The organism is Pantoea sp. BRR-3P (assembly GCF_039621635.1).
Classification (GTDB): Bacteria; Pseudomonadota; Gammaproteobacteria; order Enterobacterales; family Enterobacteriaceae; genus Pantoea; species Pantoea floridensis.
In genome coordinates, this window is sequence record NZ_CP155066.1 from 1,142,419 (window position 1) to 1,161,049 (window position 18,631).

General features: G+C 52.1%; 17 protein-coding genes. 15 read left to right on the forward strand and 2 right to left on the reverse strand.

The genetic code is table 11. The features are described 5' to 3' along the window. The first annotated feature begins 259 nt into the window (after positions 1–259). From yfbV to AAGR08_RS05275, 3 genes are all read left to right on the forward strand, one after another. The gene (yfbV, locus tag AAGR08_RS05265) at positions 260–712 is read left to right on the forward strand and encodes a terminus macrodomain insulation protein YfbV (protein WP_097096587.1); all 453 of its coding nucleotides are present in this window, start codon (positions 260–262) and stop codon (positions 710–712) included. A 150-nt stretch (positions 713–862) separates the two neighbouring features. Next, entirely contained in the window at positions 863–1,357 is a 495-nt protein-coding gene (locus AAGR08_RS05270) for a YfbU family protein (RefSeq protein WP_097096588.1), read from the forward strand. Positions 1,358–1,371: 14 nt separating this feature from the next. Beyond that, positions 1,372–2,031, forward strand: coding sequence for a sugar phosphatase (locus AAGR08_RS05275; protein WP_345828905.1), 660 nt, complete (start codon positions 1,372–1,374; stop codon positions 2,029–2,031). 26 nt (positions 2,032–2,057) lie between these two features. On the opposite strand, the gene yfbR is transcribed toward AAGR08_RS05275, so the two are convergent. Next, positions 2,058–2,657, reverse strand: a complete 600-nt coding sequence (gene yfbR, locus AAGR08_RS05280) for a 5'-deoxynucleotidase (RefSeq protein ID WP_064739333.1) — start codon at positions 2,655–2,657, stop codon at positions 2,058–2,060. A gap of 182 nt (positions 2,658–2,839) precedes the next feature. Continuing rightward, entirely contained in the window at positions 2,840–4,057 is a 1,218-nt protein-coding gene (locus AAGR08_RS05285) for a pyridoxal phosphate-dependent aminotransferase (RefSeq protein WP_097096592.1), read from the reverse strand. A 969-nt stretch (positions 4,058–5,026) separates the two neighbouring features. On the opposite strand from AAGR08_RS05285, the gene lrhA reads away from it, so the two are divergent. The 12 genes from lrhA (at position 5,027) to nuoL (ending at position 18,572) form a co-directional block, all read left to right on the forward strand. Next, positions 5,027–5,950, forward strand: coding sequence for a transcriptional regulator LrhA (gene lrhA, locus AAGR08_RS05290; RefSeq protein WP_097096593.1), 924 nt, complete (start codon positions 5,027–5,029; stop codon positions 5,948–5,950). A gap of 658 nt (positions 5,951–6,608) precedes the next feature. Then, positions 6,609–7,052, forward strand: a complete 444-nt coding sequence (locus tag AAGR08_RS05295; protein ID WP_064739331.1) for an NADH-quinone oxidoreductase subunit A — start codon at positions 6,609–6,611, stop codon at positions 7,050–7,052. A gap of 15 nt (positions 7,053–7,067) precedes the next feature. Continuing rightward, positions 7,068–7,748 (forward strand): NADH-quinone oxidoreductase subunit B, encoded by a 681-nt coding sequence (locus AAGR08_RS05300; protein WP_007889318.1) that lies wholly within the window; start codon positions 7,068–7,070, stop codon positions 7,746–7,748. Between the two features lie 116 nt (positions 7,749–7,864). Then, entirely contained in the window at positions 7,865–9,664 is a 1,800-nt protein-coding gene (nuoC, locus tag AAGR08_RS05305; RefSeq protein WP_097096594.1) for an NADH-quinone oxidoreductase subunit C/D, read from the forward strand. 2 nt (positions 9,665–9,666) lie between these two features. After that, positions 9,667–10,182, forward strand: a complete 516-nt coding sequence (gene nuoE / locus AAGR08_RS05310) for an NADH-quinone oxidoreductase subunit NuoE (protein ID WP_007889323.1) — start codon at positions 9,667–9,669, stop codon at positions 10,180–10,182. Positions 10,183–10,184: 2 nt separating this feature from the next. After that, positions 10,185–11,525, forward strand: a complete 1,341-nt coding sequence (nuoF, locus tag AAGR08_RS05315; protein ID WP_176519213.1) for an NADH-quinone oxidoreductase subunit NuoF — start codon at positions 10,185–10,187, stop codon at positions 11,523–11,525. Between the two features lie 102 nt (positions 11,526–11,627). Then, a complete protein-coding gene (gene nuoG, locus AAGR08_RS05320) occupies positions 11,628–14,351 on the forward strand; it encodes an NADH-quinone oxidoreductase subunit NuoG (RefSeq protein WP_345828910.1) in 2,724 nt (907 codons plus the stop codon). Continuing rightward, positions 14,348–15,325 (forward strand): NADH-quinone oxidoreductase subunit NuoH, encoded by a 978-nt coding sequence (nuoH, locus tag AAGR08_RS05325; RefSeq protein WP_007889331.1) that lies wholly within the window; start codon positions 14,348–14,350, stop codon positions 15,323–15,325. The genes nuoG and nuoH overlap by 4 nt, the downstream gene beginning before the upstream one ends. 11 nt (positions 15,326–15,336) lie before the next feature. Further along, on the forward strand, positions 15,337–15,879 hold the full coding sequence (gene nuoI, locus AAGR08_RS05330) for an NADH-quinone oxidoreductase subunit NuoI (RefSeq protein WP_007889332.1): 543 nt from the start codon (positions 15,337–15,339) through the stop codon (positions 15,877–15,879). Positions 15,880–15,889: 10 nt separating this feature from the next. After that, positions 15,890–16,441, forward strand: coding sequence for an NADH-quinone oxidoreductase subunit J (nuoJ, locus tag AAGR08_RS05335; protein WP_097096596.1), 552 nt, complete (start codon positions 15,890–15,892; stop codon positions 16,439–16,441). Beyond that, positions 16,438–16,740, forward strand: coding sequence for an NADH-quinone oxidoreductase subunit NuoK (gene nuoK / locus AAGR08_RS05340; protein WP_007889334.1), 303 nt, complete (start codon positions 16,438–16,440; stop codon positions 16,738–16,740). Before nuoJ ends, nuoK begins: the two co-directional genes overlap by 4 nt. Further along, a complete protein-coding gene (gene nuoL, locus AAGR08_RS05345; protein WP_345828911.1) occupies positions 16,737–18,572 on the forward strand; it encodes an NADH-quinone oxidoreductase subunit L in 1,836 nt (611 codons plus the stop codon). The genes nuoK and nuoL overlap by 4 nt, the downstream gene beginning before the upstream one ends. The last annotated feature ends 59 nt before the right edge of the window (positions 18,573–18,631 follow it).

Genomic DNA, 18,631 nt, shown 5'->3' on the forward strand with positions numbered 1-18,631 from the left:
AATGATAAACATCATGTGCTAGTCAAAAAATCGCTGACATGCAAAAAATTTTGGTGATTTTACGCTAATTGTTGATAAGCGCTTAGCGAAACATGGCTCAGACTGTGCTTTTATTGAGCGGAAGCTTCCGGTAATGTTGCTAAAACGGCGTCAGAATACTCACTGTGCCCTGCAAAGACAAAAACTTTTGAAGGATGTCACGTAAAGTTGTGTAGTTATCTATTTATTTTAAATATTGCATATTTAGTTGAGGTCTATCATGGCGAATGAGACAGACAATCCCGGCTGGTTCGGCTTGTTCCAGCGCGGGCAGCGATACATGAAGACCTGGCCAACGGATAAACGCCTGGCTCCGGTGTTTCCTGAAAACCGCGTAGTTAATGCAACGCGCTTCGCTATTCGCTTTATGCCGCCGCTGGCTATTTTTACGTTGACGTGGCAAATCGCGATGAATGGACAGCTCGGTCCGGCGATTGCCACCGCGCTATTTGCCTGTAGCCTGCCGATGCAAGGTTTATGGTGGTTGGGTAAACGCTCCGTTACGCCCCTGCCGCCAACGCTCTTGCAATGGTTTCATGAGGTACGTACTAAGCTTGAAGAAGCAGGGCAGGCTATCGCTCCCGTCGATGGTAAACCTACTTACCAGGCGCTTGCCGATGTTTTAAAACGCGCATTTAAACAGCTCGATCGCACCTTCCTTGACGATCTTTGATCTACTTACGCTTCTACCCGCCAAAGAAATTTCGACAAATCCCGGTTTAAATCAAAGAAAAGTGGTGTGGAGATACACGCATCACTTTCCTTATGTAATCATTTCTTCATTGTTTAAATCTTAAGCGGCCGTCGGGCCCTGGAGCAAACCATGGAAATGACCCATGCACAACGACTCATTCTCTCCAATCAATACCAAATGATGGCGATGCTGGAACCAGATAATGCAGAGCGCTATCGTCGTTATCAGACCATCATTGAACGCGGTTACGGCTTGCAATTACGTGAACTGGATAAGGAGTTTGGGGAATTAACGGAAGCGACCTGCCGCTTACTCATCGATATTATGGAAATGCATCATGCATTGCATGTTTCATGGTCAAATCTGAAAGACGCCAGCGCCATCGACGAGCGTCGCCTGGCTTTTCTTGGTTTTGACGCCGCGACAGAGGCGCGTTATTTAGGCTATGTGCGCTTTATGGTGAATGTTGAAGGACGCTATACCCACTTTGATTCCGGTACGCACGGGTTTAATGCGCAAATACCTATGTGGGAAAAATACCAACGTATGCTGGCGGTGTGGCACACTTGTCCGCGTCAGTATCATCTCAGCGCGAATGAAATTGCGCAGATTATTAATGCCTGAATAAGGAGCGACGTGTGAAGTACAGGGGTTTTCTGTTTGATTTAGACGGCACATTGGTGGATTCACTGCCCGCAGTGATTCGTTCATGGTCACTGTGGGGCGAGCGCCACGGTTTGCCGGCGGAAGAGGTCCTGAGCTATATACACGGAAAACCGGCCATTAATTCGTTGCGCCATTTCATGGCCGGGCAATCGGAAGCGGCAATACAGGCGGAATTTCTGTGGCTTGAACGCTTAGAGGCTGAGGATACGCAAGGGGTGCAAGCCATTCCGGGTGCGTTAGCGTTACTCGCCACGCTGAACGAGTTACAGATTCCTTGGGCAATTGTGACATCAGGTTCGATTCCAGTTGCGCACGCGCGCCATAAAGCAGCAAATCTACCGATGCCAGAAGTCTTTATCACCGCTGAGAATATTAAGCACGGCAAGCCGAATCCAGAGCCTTATTTGCTGGGCGCTGAACGTTTAGGGCTTCCGGCGAGACACTGCGTTGTCGTCGAGGATGCACCAGCGGGCATCATTTCAGGTTTAGAGGCGGGCAGCGCGGTCATTGCTGTAAACGCACCAGCAGATTCGCCGCGTCTCAACGACGTGGCGTTTCGCGTTACGACGCTGGAACCTGTAAAGGTGACGAAAGAGCGTAGCGGCGAGTTTACGCTCTCAATTAATGCATAATGAAACGGGCCTGAGCGGCCCGTTTTTTATAATGGGGTATCTTGCGAAATCTCATCCAATGAAAGGCTAAAGCTGGGGATAAACACCTCAACGAAATAGTCCATCTCCGGCGAGCGACGCTGTGAGAGCGTTTTTTCCAGTCGCGCCTTGGCCAAAAGAAACTCGTTATTACCCGCTGATAACTCTTCCAGACACTTCACGTATGCGCACAACGCATCCGCTTGCTTCACCACCGACTGCTCACTTTCCGTATGTAAATGTTCATCGATTAAGGGGCGATAGGCATCCTGTAATTCTGGTGGCAGCATATCGATCAGTTTCTGCTGAGCAATCTTTTCAATTTTTTTATATTCGTGAGCGATCTGCGCGTTGTAGTACTTCACCGGGGTGGGCAAGTCACCGGTCAGGACTTCGCTGGCGTCGTGATATAACGCCAGCATTGCAATACGCTCGGCATTGAGGTTGCCATTGAATTTTTTGTTTTTGATGATAGCGAGCGCATGCGCGACCATCGCCACTTGCAAACTATGTTCTGAGACGTTTTCAGTACGCACATTGCGCATCAGCGGCCAGCGATTGATCAGTTTGAGGCGGGAGAGGTGGGCGAAAAAATGGCTACGGGTCATGGACTATTCCTGTTCGCACGGCGGGGAAGGTTGACCTTCCCCGAAATACGATAACTATACCCTAAATAATTTGAGATGCAGGAAGGCGGCAGGTGTGAAACTCCCCAGTCGCTTACAAAAGTAAGTCATTGCGGTGACCACACGCAGCCAACCCCGCTGCAATTCGAAGTATAAAGGATATATTACTGGCGATACCCTTGCAGGAAACGACCAAACTTGCTGACGGCCATTTCCAGATCGTCCACGCGCGGCAACGTAACGATGCGCACGTGATCTGGCCATGGCCAGTTGAATGCCGTACCCTGAACCAGCAATACTTTCTCCTGCAGCAGGAAATCCAGCACCATTTTCTGATCGTCAAAGATATTGAATTTCTTCGCATCAATGCGCGGGAACATGTAAAGCGCACCTTGTGGTTTCACACAGCTGACGCCAGGGATATCGTTGATCAATTCCCACGCACGCTGACGTTGTTCGTACAATCGCCCGCCCGGTGTAATGAATTCACTGATACTTTGATAGCCGCCAAGCGCTGTTTGAATCGCATGCTGAGCCGGTACGTTGGCACACAGGCGCATTGACGCCAGCATTTCTAAACCTTCGATATAACCTTTGGCATGTTTCTTAGGGCCGTTCAATACCATCCAACCCTGACGGAAGCCTGCTACCCGATAGGTTTTGGACAAGCCATTAAAGGTAACCGTTAGCAGGTCCGGCGCCAGTGCAGCAATGGAGTGATGCTGTGCTTCGTCGTACAGAATTTTGTCGTAGATTTCGTCAGCGAAAATGATCAGGTTATGCTGACGCGCGATTTCGACGATTTCGAGCAGCAACTCTTTGCTATAAACCGCGCCGGTGGGATTGTTCGGGTTAATAATGACAATGCCGCGCGTACGCGGTGTGATCTTGCTGCGAATGTCATCCAGGTCAGGGAACCAACCCGCCGATTCATCACACAGATAATGTACGGCTTTACCGCTCGACAATGAAACCGCTGCGGTCCACAGCGGATAATCCGGTGCGGGAACCAGCATCTCATCGCCGCTGTTCAGCAAAGCCTGCATTGCCTGCACAATCAGTTCCGATACGCCATTGCCAATATAGATGTCTTCAACTGTTACATCGCGGATGTCGCGCGCTTGATAGTGCTGCATGATGGCTTTTCGGGCCGAATACAGTCCTTTCGAGTCACAATAGCCTTGAGCGCTGGGCAGGTTACGAATGACATCCACCAGAATTTCATCTGGCGCTTCAAAACCAAACGGAGCAGGGTTGCCGATGTTAAGTTTGAGAACTTTGTTGCCTTCTTCTTCGAGACGTTTCGCTTCTTTCAGTACCGGCCCACGGATGTCATAACAGACATTTTCTAGCTTGCCGGATTTATCAATTTGAAAATTCATTATTACCGCCTTTACGGGCAGAGTCCTTTAACCTGCCACCAAAATCAAACCAGCCCAATTTACTCTTCTCAACTTAACAAAAGAAGGGGAGCGCTGGGTTTTGGCGTCTTTGGCACTGATTCATTGTACAGGTGGCGAAAAAGTCATTGAAAATCGATTAATCTGGTTCATTAATCCAGTAATTCTAAAAAAAATGAGATTAAATACTGAGGTGACTTCGTTGCGGTGTAAATGCCTTCTTCCATAGGGAAAGGCATCTATTCAGAAATTTTTCAGTCACAATTGGCTTAAAAAAATATTAGCGACCTGGTGAAATAGTTAAACGAATCTTGTTAGATGATGAAAAAACCTTCAGTAATGATTAAGCACTGGTTGGCGTTACCAAATACAGTTCATTCTCATTCACTTTTTATCTGCGGGATTAACCGCTATTAAACGGGCTAACACCGTGCAAAACACCCGTAAAATAGCATTTGGGCTGTAACTTTCACGTAAGTGCACAGGATTCAGAACCTGGAGGGCTTAAAAAAAGAGCAGTGTTATGGCAGGATGTGTTTGAAAAGCCTTTTGGTCAAAAATTGCGATGTTTTGAACAAAAACATTTCCATTTATAGCGTAAAAATGATTAAGTATAATTTATTATTTGATGCACATTATAGCTTCGCATCGACATAACATGATGTTATCTCTTTTAAACCCGCAGGGATTTTTTCGCGGGGCGCATAGACAACTACGCAGCTTCCAGCACCTGTACGACATACGTCTTCGGCCCAGAAGTTCTGCTGTCTATAATGACGCCACTGCTCTGAACTCAGAGTGGTGCGATCGTCGGCATCCGCCTGACAATTTTTTTCATGGTAGCCTCCACACAGGGGCTGTCATTAAGCACCATTACCTCTTATCTATTTGATAAGACAGGTAATACACCAGGGTAGTAGTTTTAAAAAATCTTATAAGTGAAGAAAAAACATGACTAATGCAAATCGTCCGATACTGAATCTCGACCTCGATCTGCTGCGTACCTTTGTTGCCGTTGCCGATCTGAATACTTTTGCAGCAGCGGCTGCAGCAGTTTGCAGAACGCAGTCAGCAGTAAGTCAGCAGATGCAACGTCTGGAACAATTGGTTGGTAAAGAGCTGTTTGCCAGACATGGACGTAATAAACTGCTGACGGAGCATGGCATTCAACTGCTGGGTTACGCCAGGAAGATCCTTCGTTTTAACGACGAAGCTTGCACCTCTTTAATGTACAGCAACATCCAGGGCGTACTGACCATTGGCGCTTCAGATGATACCTCCGATACCATTCTGCCGTTCCTGCTTAATCGCGTAACGTCGGTTTATCCGAAGCTGGCCATTGATGTTCGTGTGAAGCGCAACCCGTTCATGATGGAAATGCTGAATCAAGGTGAAGTTGATCTGGTTGTGACCACGTCCAGCCCGGGCAATTTCACCCACCAGGTACTGCGTACCTCACCAACGTTATGGTATTGCGCGGCAGATTATATCTTTCAGCGTGGTGAAGCCATTCCTTTGGTTCTGCTGGATGAGCCAAGTCCTTATCGCGATATGGCAATTGATCATCTCAATGAAGCGGGCATTCCGTGGCGTATCTCGTACGTCGCGTCAACGCTGGCTGCTGTGCGTGCGGCCGTAAAGGCTGGTTTGGGTGTAACGGCGCGTCCCGTTGAGATGATGAGCCCAGAATTGCGCGTAATGGGCGCGGCAGAAGGTTTACCGGTATTACCTGATACCCAATACTTGCTGTGCCGTAACACTGATAGCGACAATGAACTGGCTTTGGCCATTTTCAATGCGATGCAGTCAACCAATGATCCTTATAATCTGAGCGCCAATCCAGACGGTACCTTATTGCTGGATGATGAAGAGTAGAGAGTAGACTGCTGGTAATTCCTCGCAAATGGAATGCCTGCTAATTGTTAAAAGTGATAAAAATAAGCCTTAGCGTGGTAATTTCCTGCTAGGGCTTTTTTTATGGCATTTTAAAAGCGTTTTTTTATCCATTTTATCGATGATAATTTTTCTGCGAGTACAAATAATGAAATGTGTTCCATTTTGCTCCAATCTGGAATGCTTTTATCAATTCGTGCCAACTTTCGTGTGCTATTACCCTCGCTCTTCGCTGTTTTTTTCCTCATAAAACCCATTTATGTGCTTTGGATCAAAAAAATACCCCTGATAAGGGGGGGGAATCTCAGGCAAGACCTGTCAAAATATGATTGTTAAATGCACGATCCATGCATGTGAATACCCGCTACACTAAAATTAACCTCACAAACTGAAGCGATTAAGCTGGCGCTGACGAGGTTGGATGTTAATAATATGATGCAGGTGTAAAATAATGTTTGGATACTTTTGTCAAAGTTGACAAAAGGTTATAGAAAGGAGTAAAAACCCCTATAAAATTGCTGCTTTAATGCTAATGACAGCAAAGTTTATAAGGTTTTTTATCCTTCCCTTGAATCGATGTGGTGTGTTTGCTGCAACAGTGCAGGATGCCATCACCACTTTTGATGAGTAAGCAAAGAGTATGTCGACAACTACAGAAGTGATCGCTCATCACTGGGCATTTATTGTTTTTATCGTTATTGCGTTTGGCCTGTGTGCCTTCATGTTGACCGGTGGCTGGCTGTTAGGTGGACGTGCGCGTGCACGACACAAAGACACCCCATTTGAATCGGGTATTGAGTCTGTCGGTGATACTCATATTCGCCTCTCTGCAAAATTCTATCTGGTTGCGATGTTCTTCGTCATTTTCGACGTCGAAGCCCTCTATTTATACGCATGGTCGACGTCCATCCGCGAAAGTGGCTGGGTCGGCTTTGTCGAAGCCGCAATTTTCATTTTGGTGCTCTTGGCAGGCCTGGTTTATCTGGTGCGCATCGGTGCGCTGGATTGGGCTCCTGCGCGTCGTCGCGTAGTAGTCAAATCTATCCCGGTCAGTCACAGCCACACCAACCCTCATAAGCAGTAAAAGCGAGGCAATAAGATGGACTACACGCTGACACGCGTAGACCCGAACGGGGGCGGCGATAACGATCGTTATCCTCTGCAGAAACAGGAAATTGTTACCGATCCGCTGGAGCAACACGTTCATCGCAGCGTCTATATGGGCAAGCTTGAACATGCCCTGCATGACATGGTGAACTGGGGGCGTAAAAACTCACTCTGGCCTTATAACTTCGGCCTTTCCTGCTGCTACGTAGAAATGACCACGTCCTTCACGGCGGTGCATGATGTGGCACGTTTTGGCGCGGAAGTTATGCGCGCCTCGCCACGTCAGGCTGACTTCATGGTGATTGCCGGAACGCCATTTACTAAAATGGCACCGGTTATTCAGCGTTTATATGATCAGATGCTGGAGCCGAAGTGGGTGATTTCTATGGGCGCTTGCGCTAACTCGGGTGGCATGTATGACATCTACTCAGTGGTGCAAGGTGTCGATAAATTCCTGCCGGTTGACGTTTATATTCCTGGCTGCCCACCGCGTCCAGAAGCCTACATGCAGGCTTTACTGCTGTTGCGTGAGTCGATTGGCAAAGAGCGTCGCCCACTCTCATGGGTGGTAGGGGATCAAGGGGTTTATCGCGCCAATATGCAGCCAGAGCGTGAAAGAAAACGTGGCGAGCGTATTGCCGTCACCAACCTGAGAACGCCTGACGAAGTATAAGCTTCCCGTACACGGATGGAGCCACGGCCGCAGCAGAACACCACAATTTAATGTGCGCCGCCATCCTGACGCCTTCTTTTGAGCGCCTGATTACAGGCCGGAATGGTGAGTAACGTATGACTGATTTAACCACGCAAGATCTCGCACAGCCTTCATGGCAAACCCGCGATCACCTGGATGACCCAGTGGTCGGCGAGCTGCGTAACCGTTTTGGGCCGGATGCCTTTACCGTTCAGGCCACCCGTACCGGAATTCCGGTGGTATGGGTGAAGCGTGAACAGCTATTGGAAATTGTTGAGTTCCTGCGCAAGCTGCCAAAACCGTATGTCATGCTGTATGACTTACATGGTTTTGATGAGCGCCTACGCACTAACCGCGCCGGTTTGCCCGCTGCGGATTTTTCCGTTTTCTATCACCTGCTGTCGATTGAACGCAACCGTGACATCATGCTCAAGGTGGCGCTGTCAGAAAACGATTTAAATGTGCCAACCATCACCAAAATTTTTGCCAATGCCAACTGGTATGAGCGCGAAACCTGGGAGATGTTTGGTATCACCTTCAATGGTCACCCGCACCTGACGCGCATCATGATGCCACAGACCTGGGAAGGCCATCCGCTGCGTAAAGATTACCCCGCGCGTGCCACCGAATTCGATCCCTTTGAGCTGACCAAGCAGAAAGAAGATCTGGAGATGGAGGCGCTAACCTTCAAGCCGGAAGATTGGGGCATGAAGCGTAGCACCGCCAATGAAGACTTCATGTTCCTCAACCTTGGCCCTAACCACCCATCTGCGCACGGTGCTTTCCGCATCATTTTGCAGTTGGATGGCGAAGAGATCGTCGATTGCGTTCCCGATGTTGGCTACCACCATCGTGGCGCTGAAAAGATGGGCGAGCGCCAATCCTGGCACAGCTACATTCCGTACACCGACCGTATCGAGTATCTCGGCGGCTGTGTCAACGAAATGCCGTATGTGCTGGCAGTAGAAAAACTGGCGGGCATCACCGTACCGGATCGCGTCAACGTGATTCGCGTGATGCTGTCCGAGCTGTTCCGCATCAATAGCCATCTGCTCTATATCTCCACCTTTATTCAGGACGTCGGCGCCATGACGCCGGTGTTCTTCGCCTTTACCGACCGTCAGAAAATTTATGACGTGGTTGAAGCGATCACCGGTTTCCGTATGCACCCAGCGTGGTTCCGCATTGGTGGCGTCGCGCATGATCTGCCGAAAGGCTGGGAGCGCTTGCTGCGCGACTTCCTCGACTGGATGCCGAAGCGTCTGAAAGAGTACGACAAAGCTGCGCTGCGCAATACCGTGCTAATGGGCCGTTCGCAGGGCGTGGCGGCTTACAACATGGATGAAGCGCTGGCATGGGGCACCACCGGTGCTGGTCTGCGCGCTACCGGTTTAGATTTTGACGTGCGTAAATGGCGTCCGTATTCAGGCTACGAAAACTTCGATTTCGAAATTCCCGTTGGCGCAGGCATCAGTGATGCGTACACCCGCGTTCAGCTAAAAATGGAAGAGATGTGGCAGTCACTGCGTATCCTGGAACAGTGTCTGAACAACATGCCTGAAGGCCCGTTCAAAGCGGATCATCCGCTGACCACGCCGCCACCGAAAGAGCGCACGCTGCAGCACATTGAAACCCTGATCACTCACTTCCTGCAGGTTTCGTGGGGACCGGTAATGCCGGCCAACGAATCCTTCCAGATGATTGAGGCGACCAAAGGGATCAACAGTTACTACCTGACCAGCGATGGCAGCACCATGAGCTATCGCACCCGCGTGCGTACGCCGAGTTTCCCGCACCTGCAGCAGATCCCGTCCGTGATCCGCGGCAGCCTGGTATCCGACTTGATCGTTTACCTCGGTAGTATCGATTTTGTTATGTCAGACGTGGACCGCTAATTATGCACGATCAAAAAATTGCTATTCACACCATCGACCCGACTGAGGTCTTCGTGCTGAGCGAGGCAGAACACCACGCTATCGAGCACGAAAAGCACCATTACGAAGATGCGCGTGCGGCTTCGATTGAAGCGTTGAAGATCGTGCAGAAACAGCGCGGTTGGGTGCCGGATGGCGCGATTAACGCTATCGCAGAAGTACTCGGAATTCCCGCCAGTGATGTGGAAGGTGTTGCCACTTTCTATAGCCAGATCTACCGCACGCCGGTTGGCCGTCACGTGATTCGCTACTGCGACAGCGTAGTGTGCCATATCACCGGTTATCAGGGCATTCAGGACGCACTTGAGCAGAAGCTGAATATTAAGCCTGGTCAAACCACGGCGGATGGTCGCTTTACGCTCTTGCCTACCTGCTGCCTCGGTAATTGCGATAAAGGGCCAACCATGATGGTGGACGAAGATACGCATGTTCATCTGACGCCTGAAGGCATCGCCAACTTGCTGGAGCAGTATCAATGACCATTAAACAGATCATTCGTACTGCCGAAACGCATCCATTGACCTGGCGTCTCCGTGACGACAAGCAGCCAATTTGGATTGATGAATACCGCAGTAAAAACGGTTACGTCGGTGCTGAAAAAGCGCTGAAGGATTTCAGCCAGGACGAAATTGTCGCGGCGGTAAAAGACTCGGGCCTGAAAGGCCGCGGTGGCGCCGGCTTTAACACTGGCCTGAAGTGGAGCCTGATGCCGAAAGACGAATCCATGAACATCCGTTATCTGCTGTGTAACGCCGATGAAATGGAGCCAGGCACTTATAAAGACCGCTTACTGATGGAGCAATTGCCGCATCAGTTAGTTGAAGGGATGTTAATCAGTGCGTTCGCGCTGAAAGCCTATCGTGGCTACATCTTCTTACGTGGCGAGTACATTGAAGCGGCGGTTAACCTGCGTCGTGCGATTGCCGAAGCCACTGAAGCAGGTTATCTCGGTAAAAACATTCTCGGCACCGGTTTTGATTTTGAGCTGATTGTTCACACCGGCGCAGGTCGTTATATCTGCGGTGAAGAGACTGCGCTAATCAACTCGCTGGAAGGCCGTCGTGCCAATCCGCGTTCCAAGCCACCGTTCCCGGCGAGTGCCGGCGTATGGGGCAAGCCGACCTGCGTGAACAACGTGGAAACGCTGTCGAACGTGCCGGCTATCTTCCTTAACGGCGTTGATTGGTACAAAAACATCTCTACCAGTGAAGACACTGGCACCAAGATGATGGGCTTCTCCGGCCGCGTGAAAAATCCTGGCGTGTGGGAACTGCCGTTCGGTACCACCGCACGTGAAATCCTTGAGGATTATGCTGGCGGCATGCGCGATGGCTTGAAATTCAAAGCCTGGCAGCCAGGCGGCGCAGGAACCGACTTCCTCACCGATCAGCATCTCGATCTGCCCATGGAATTTGCCAGCATCGGCAAAGCCGGTAGCCGTTTAGGTACCGCCTTGGCAATGGCGGTCGATCACGAAATCAATATGGTTTCGCTGGTGCGCAATCTGGAAGAGTTCTTTGCACGCGAATCCTGCGGCTGGTGTACGCCATGCCGTGATGGATTGCCGTGGAGCGTGAAGATCCTGCGTGCGCTGGAGCAGAAGAAAGGCCAGCCGGGTGATATTGAAACTCTGCAGCAACTCTGCCGTCAGCTTGGCCCAGGTAAAACCTTCTGTGCCCACGCACCGGGCGCCGTCGAGCCATTGCAGAGCGCGATCAAATATTTCCGTGAAGAGTTTGAAGCTGGCATTGCGCCGCAGGTGTTTGGCAATACCCGAGCCATCGGCGGTATTCAGCCGAACCTGCTGAAAGCGCGCTGGTAATCAGCCGCCGTACACGGAGCTCACCCTGGCCGAAATGGCGAGGGGAAAGAATTAGATGTTTAACGCTCGTCTTAGGGCGAGCCTTACGGAAGCATGTTCACTATGGCTACAATCCATGTAGACGGTAAAGAATATGATGTGAACGGAGCGGACAACCTGCTGCAGGCGTGTCTCTCTCTGGGCCTTGATATTCCTTATTTTTGCTGGCATCCGGCGCTGGGAAGCGTAGGGGCCTGCCGCCAATGCGCGGTGAAGCAATTCCAGAATGCCGAAGATACCCGCGGTCGCCTCGTCATGTCCTGCATGACGCCGGCGTCGGACGGCACCTTTATTTCCATCGACGATGGCGAAGCGAAAGAGTTTCGTGAAAGCGTGGTGGAATGGCTGATGACCAACCACCCGCACGACTGCCCAGTGTGCGAAGAGGGGGGGAACTGCCACCTGCAAGATATGACGGTAATGACCGGACACAGTTTCCGTCGCTACCGCTTCACTAAGCGCACGCACCAGAATCAGGATCTCGGCCCGTTCATTTCACACGAGATGAACCGCTGTATCGCCTGTTATCGCTGCGTGCGTTACTACAAAGATTATGCCGACGGCAAAGATCTTGGCGTTTACGGTGCACATGACAACGTCTACTTCGGTCGTCCGGAAGATGGCACGCTGGAAAGCGAATTCTCCGGTAACCTGGTAGAAATTTGCCCGACCGGCGTATTTACCGATAAAACCCACTCAGAACGTTATAACCGTAAATGGGACATGCAGTTCGCGCCAAGCATCTGCCAGCAGTGCAGCGTGGGTTGTAATACCAGCCCTGGTGAGCGCTACGGTGAATTGCGTCGTATTGAAAACCGCTACAACGGCAGCGTGAACCACTATTTCCTCTGCGATCGCGGCCGTTTTGGTTATGGCTACGTTAATCGCAAAGATCGTCCTCGTCATCCGGTGCAACAGCGCGGCAACGATACGGTCAGCCTGAATGCTGAACAAGCGGTGAATGCGGCGGCGGATGTTCTGCGTCGAGCGAAGAAAGTGATCGGTATCGGTTCACCTCGTGCCAGCATCGAAAGCAACTTTGCGTTGCGTGAGCTGGTGGGCGCAGAAAACTTCTCTACCGGTATGCCGGCAAGTGAGCAGGCGCGCGTGGAGCTGATGCTGAAAGTGCTGCAGGACGGCGGCGTTTACACGCCATCGCTGCGCGAAATTGAAAGTTACGATGCGGTGCTGGTGCTGGGTGAAGATTTGACTCAGGTTGGCGCGCGCGTGGCGCTGTCTGTACGCCAGGCGGTAAAAGGTAAAGCACGTGAGATGGCAGCCGCACAGAAAGTGGCTGACTGGCAAATCGCGGCAATCCTTAATATCGGTCAGCATGCCAAACATCCGCTGTTCGTGACCAACGTTGACGAAACCCGACTGGATGATATCGCTGCATGGAGCTATCGTGCGCCGGTGGAAGATCAGGCACGCCTCGGTTTCGCCATTGCCAATGCGCTTGATGAAAGCGCTCCGGCAGTAAGCGGCTTCGACAGCAAACTGAACGGCAAATTAGATGTCGTGGTTCAGGCGCTGGCGGGTGCGAAAAAACCGCTGATCATCTCCGGTACGCATTCCGGTAGCATCGCAATGATTGAAGCCGCCGCGAACGTGGCGAAAGCTTTGAAAGCGCGTGGAGCGGATGTTGGTATCACTTTGCTGGCCGGTGCAGCGAACAGCTTTGGCCTCGGCCTGATGGGTGGGCAATCGCTGGATAGCGCACTGGAGCAGCTGAGCAAAGGCGAAGCCGATGCGTTAGTGGTGCTGGAAAACGATCTCTATCGTCATGCGCCAAAAGCCAAGGTGGATGCGGCGCTGGATACTACAGCGAATGTGATTGTGGTCGATCATCAGCGTACTGCAACGTTGGAGAAAGCCGGTTTAGTGCTTTCTACCGCCAGCTTCGCTGAGAGCGATGGCACGTCGATTAACCACGAAGGTCGCGCTCAGCGCTTCTTCCAGGTTTATGATCCTTCTTATTACGATAACAGCGTAGTGATGTTGGAAAGCTGGCGCTGGCTGCGCTCGCTGCATAGCGCCATTGAAAGTCGTCATATCGATTGGACGCAGTTAGACCACGTCATTGATGCCACCGTTGCGGCTCTTCCGCAGCTGAAAGGCATTAAGGATGCCGCGCCAGATGCGAGCTTCCGTATTCGCGGACAAAAACTGGCCCGTTCACCGCACCGCAGCAGCGGCCGTACCGCGATGCGCGCCGATATCAGTGTGCATGAACCGCGTCAGCCGCAGGATAAAGACACCATGTTTGCCTTCTCGATGGAAGGTAACAACCAGCCGGGTGCACCACGTTCGCAAATTCCATTTGCCTGGGCGCCAGGCTGGAACTCGCCGCAAGCATGGAACAAATTCCAGGCTGAAGTGGGCGGCAAACTGCGTCATGGCGATCCGGGCGTGCGATTGTTCGAAGCGAGCGATCGCACATTGCCATGGTTCACCGCTATTCCAGAAAGCTTCGTTGAAGGCAGCCAGTGGCGTGTCGCACCTTACTATCAGCTGTTTGGTAGTGAGGAGATGACGCAGCGTTCACCGACATTCCAGAAACGCATGTCTCCGGCCACGCTGGTGATCAACCCTGCCGATGCTGAGAAACTGGGCGTGAATAACGGTTCCTCTGTGGAGCTGGTATGCGCCGGTGAAACGCTGCGTTTGCCGGTACGTTTCTCTGCGTCACTGCAAGCTGGGCAGGTAGGTTTACCCCTCGGTATGCCGGGCGTGCCGCCGTTCCTCTCAGGTGCGCAAATTGACAAACTGCAGGAGGCCGCGCAATGAGCTGGCTGACACCGGATGTTATTGAAATCCTGATCAACATCGGCAAAGCGCTGGTCATCCTGCTGGTAGTGGTAGGTTGCGGCGCCTTTATGAGTTTCGCTGAACGTCGTCTGCTCGGTTTATGGCAGAACCGTTACGGACCGAACCGTGTCGGTTGGGGCGGCTCGCTGCAGCTGGCTGCTGACATGATCAAAATGTTCTTCAAAGAGGACTGGGTTCCGCCGTTTACCGATCGCTTCATCTTTACGCTGGCACCGGTTATTGCCTTCGTATCGCTGCTGCTGGCGTTTGCCATTGTGCCGGTTTCGCCAACGTGGATGGTCACTGACCTGAACATCGGTTTGCTGTTCTTCCTGATGATGGCGGGTCTGGCGGTTTATGCGGTGCTGTTCGCCGGCTGGTCAAGTAACAACAAATACTCACTGCTGGGTGCGATGCGTGCCTCAGCGCAGACGCTGAGCTACGAAGTGTTCCTTGGTTTGTCACTGATGGGTGTGGTGGCGCAAGCCGGTTCATTCAACATGAACGCCATCGTCGAAAGCCAGGCGCATCTGTGGAACATCATTCCACAATTCTTCGGCTTCCTGACGTTCTGTATCGCGGGCGTAGCGGTCTGTCACCGCCACCCATTTGACCAGCCAGAAGCCGAGCAGGAACTGGCGGACGGTTATCACATTGAATATGCCGGTATGAAGTTCGGCTTGTTCTTCGTCGGTGAATACGTTGCGATCACCACCGTGTCAGCGCTGATTGTTACGCTGTTCTTCGGTGGCTGGCACGGTCCGTTCCTGCCGCCATTCATCTGGTTCGCTCTGAAAACAGCGTTCTTTATGGTGATGTTTATCCTGATTCGTGCTGCGCTGCCGCGTCCACGCTATGACCAGGTGCTGTCGTTCGGCTGGAAAGTGTGTCTGCCGTTGACGCTGTTGAACCTGCTGGCAACCGCCGCAGTGATTCTGTCCACCGCGCAGTAAGGGACAATGAAATGACTTTAAAAGATATTGTCGTTGGCTTCGGCACGACAGTGCGCAGTATCTGGATGATAGGCATGCATGCCTTCGCCAAGCGCGAAACTCAAATGTATCCGGAAGAGCCGGTTTATCTGCCGCCGCGCTATCGTGGACGTATTGTGCTGACGCGCGATCCGGATGGTGCCGAGCGTTGCGTAGCCTGTAACTTATGTGCGGTAGCGTGCCCTGTGGGCTGTATCTCGCTGCAGAAAGCCGAGACGCAGGATGGACGCTGGTATCCTGAGTTTTTCCGCATCAACTTCTCACGCTGCATCTTCTGTGGTCTGTGCGAAGAAGCTTGCCCAACCACCGCGATTCAGCTGACGCCAGATTTCGAACTGGGTGAGTTCAAGCGTCAGGATCTGGTGTATGAGAAGGAAGATCTGCTGATTTCCGGTCCGGGTAAATACCCTGAATACAACTTCTATCGTATGGCTGGTATGGCGATCGACGGAAAAGAGAAGGGCGAAGCGGAAAACGAAGCCAAGCCGATCGACGTCAAAGGGTTGTTACCTTAAGGAGCCAGGTATGGAATTTGCGTTTTATCTTTGCGGACTGGTGGCGGTGCTGACGACGTTGCGCGTCATCACGCATACCAATCCGGTACATGCGCTGCTGTACCTGATTGTCTCGCTGCTGTCGATTGCTGGCGTGTTCTTCTCGATGGGTGCTTACTTTGCTGGCGCCCTGGAGATCATCGTCTACGCCGGTGCCATTATGGTGCTGTTCGTCTTCGTGGTGATGATGCTGAACCTGGGTAAAACCCAGCAGGATCAAGAGCGTGAGTGGCTGAAGCCTTCACTGTGGATTGGTCCAGGCATCGTCTCTTTGCTGCTGTTGGTGGTGATGATTTACGCTATCAGCACTGCGCACGATCAGGGTATTGATGGCACCATCATCGACGCCAAAGCCGTAGGTATCAGCCTATTTGGTCCGTACGTTCTGGCAGTGGAACTGGCATCCATGCTGCTGCTGGCCGGTCTGGTGGTGGCCTTCCATATTGGGCGTGAAGAGCGTCACGGCGAAGTGCTGAGCAATCGTCAAGCGGATGCGCAAGCGAATAAGGAGGATCACGCATGATCCCGTTACAACACGGTCTGATGTTGGCCGCTGTGCTGTTTGTTCTCGGCCTGACCTCCGTGGTGCTGCGTCGTAATATCCTGTTTATGCTGATTGGTCTGGAAATCATGATCAATGCCTCGGCGTTAGCGCTGGTGGTGGCGGGCAGCTATTGGGGACAAGCTGACGGCCAGGTGATGTACATTCTGGCCATCAGCCTTGCGGCGGCGGAAGCGAGTATTGGTCTGGCGCTGTTGCTCCAGCTCTATCGTCGTCGTCAGACGCTGAACATTGACACAGTGAGCGAGATGCGCGGATGAATCTTCTCTATTTAACCGTATTATTTCCGCTGATTGGCTTCTTGCTGTTAGCGTTTTCACGCGGTCGCTGGTCGGAAAACCTGTCGGCTGCCGTTGGCATGGGTTCTGTTGGTCTGGCAGCATTGACCACTATTTATGCCGGTTTTGACTTCTTCAACCAGGGGCAGCAGCCGTTCACTCAGGCGCTGTGGACCTGGATTCACGTTGGCAATTTCAATATCAAAGTAAACCTGGTGCTGGATGGCTTATCGCTGACCATGCTGTCAGTCGTCACCGGCGTTGGTTTCTTCATCCACATGTTCGCTTCATGGTACATGCGTGGCGAAGAAGGTTATTCGCGCTTCTTCGCATACACCAACCTGTTCATTGCGAGCATGGTGGTGTTGGTGCTGGCCGATAACCTGATGCTGATGTATCTCGGCTGGGAAGGCGTGGGCCTGTGCTCCTATCTGCTGATTGGCTTCTACTACAGCAATCCAGAAAACGGCAAAGCGGCAATGAAAGCCTTCATCATCACCCGCGTCGGTGACGTGTTCCTCGCTTTCGCGTTGTTCATCCTCTACAACGAACTCGGTACGCTGAACTTCCGCGAACTGGTTGAACTGGCGCCAGCGCACTTCGCTGCTGACAATCACATGTTGCAGTGGGCAACGCTGATGCTGTTGGGTGGCGCGGTCGGTAAATCTGCACAGCTGCCGCTACAAACCTGGCTGGCGGATGCGATGGCGGGCCCAACTCCGGTTTCGGCGCTGATTCACGCCGCCACCATGGTCACCGCCGGTGTCTACCTGATTGCGCGTACGCATGGTTTGTTCCTGTTGACGCCGGAAGTCCTGCATCTGGTGGGCATTGTGGGTGCGGTTACGCTGGTGCTGGCAGGTTTTGCTGCGCTGGTGCAAACCGACATCAAACGCGTGCTGGCCTACTCCACGATGAGTCAGATCGGCTACATGTTCCTCGCGCTTGGCGTGCAGGCATGGGACGCGGCAATTTTCCATCTGATGACGCATGCGTTCTTTAAAGCCTTGCTGTTCCTCTCTTCAGGCTCGGTCATTCTTGCCTGCCACCATGAGCAAAACATCTTCAAGATGGGCGGCCTGCGTAAGAGTATTCCGCTGGTCTACATCTGCTTCCTGGTGGGTGGCGCGGCGCTGGCGGCACTGCCGCTGATCACCGCAGGCTTCTACAGTAAAGATGAAATCCTGTTTGGTGCGCTGGCAAATGGCCACATCAATCTGATGGTTGCGGGTCTGGTGGGTGCATTCCTCACCTCGATCTACACCTTCCGCATGATCTTTATCGTGTTCCACGGCGAAGAGAAAATCCATGCGCACGCCGGCAAAGGCATTACGCATCATCTGCCGCTGATTGTGCTAATGGTGCTCTCCACCTTTATTGGTGCGCTGATTACGCCTCCTTTGGCGGGCGTATTGCCACAGAACGAGTTTGGTGAAGGCGGCAAAGTGATGCTGGAAATCACCTCAGGCGTAGTGGCTATCGTCGGGATCCTGATCGCTGCAGCGCTGTGGCTGGGTAAACGTCAGCTAGTGACCAGCATCGCCAACAGCGCGCCGGGTCGTTTCTTCGGCACCTGGTGGTTCGCGGCCTGGGGCTTCGACTGGCTGTATGACAAGGTGTTCGTAAAACCTTATCTCGGCATCGCCTGGCTACTGAAACGCGATCCGCTTAACTCACTGATGAACCTGCCTGCGCTGCTGTCGCGTATCGGTAATAAAGGATTGGTGGTGAGCGAAAACGGTTATCTGCGCTGGTACGTGGCTTCGATGAGCGTTGGCGCCGTGGTGGTGCTGGCGCTGCTGCTGGTGATGTAAAGATTGATGAGCGGGGCGGGTTCGCTCGCCCAATTAGAATGTCAAAAATTGCCTGAAGT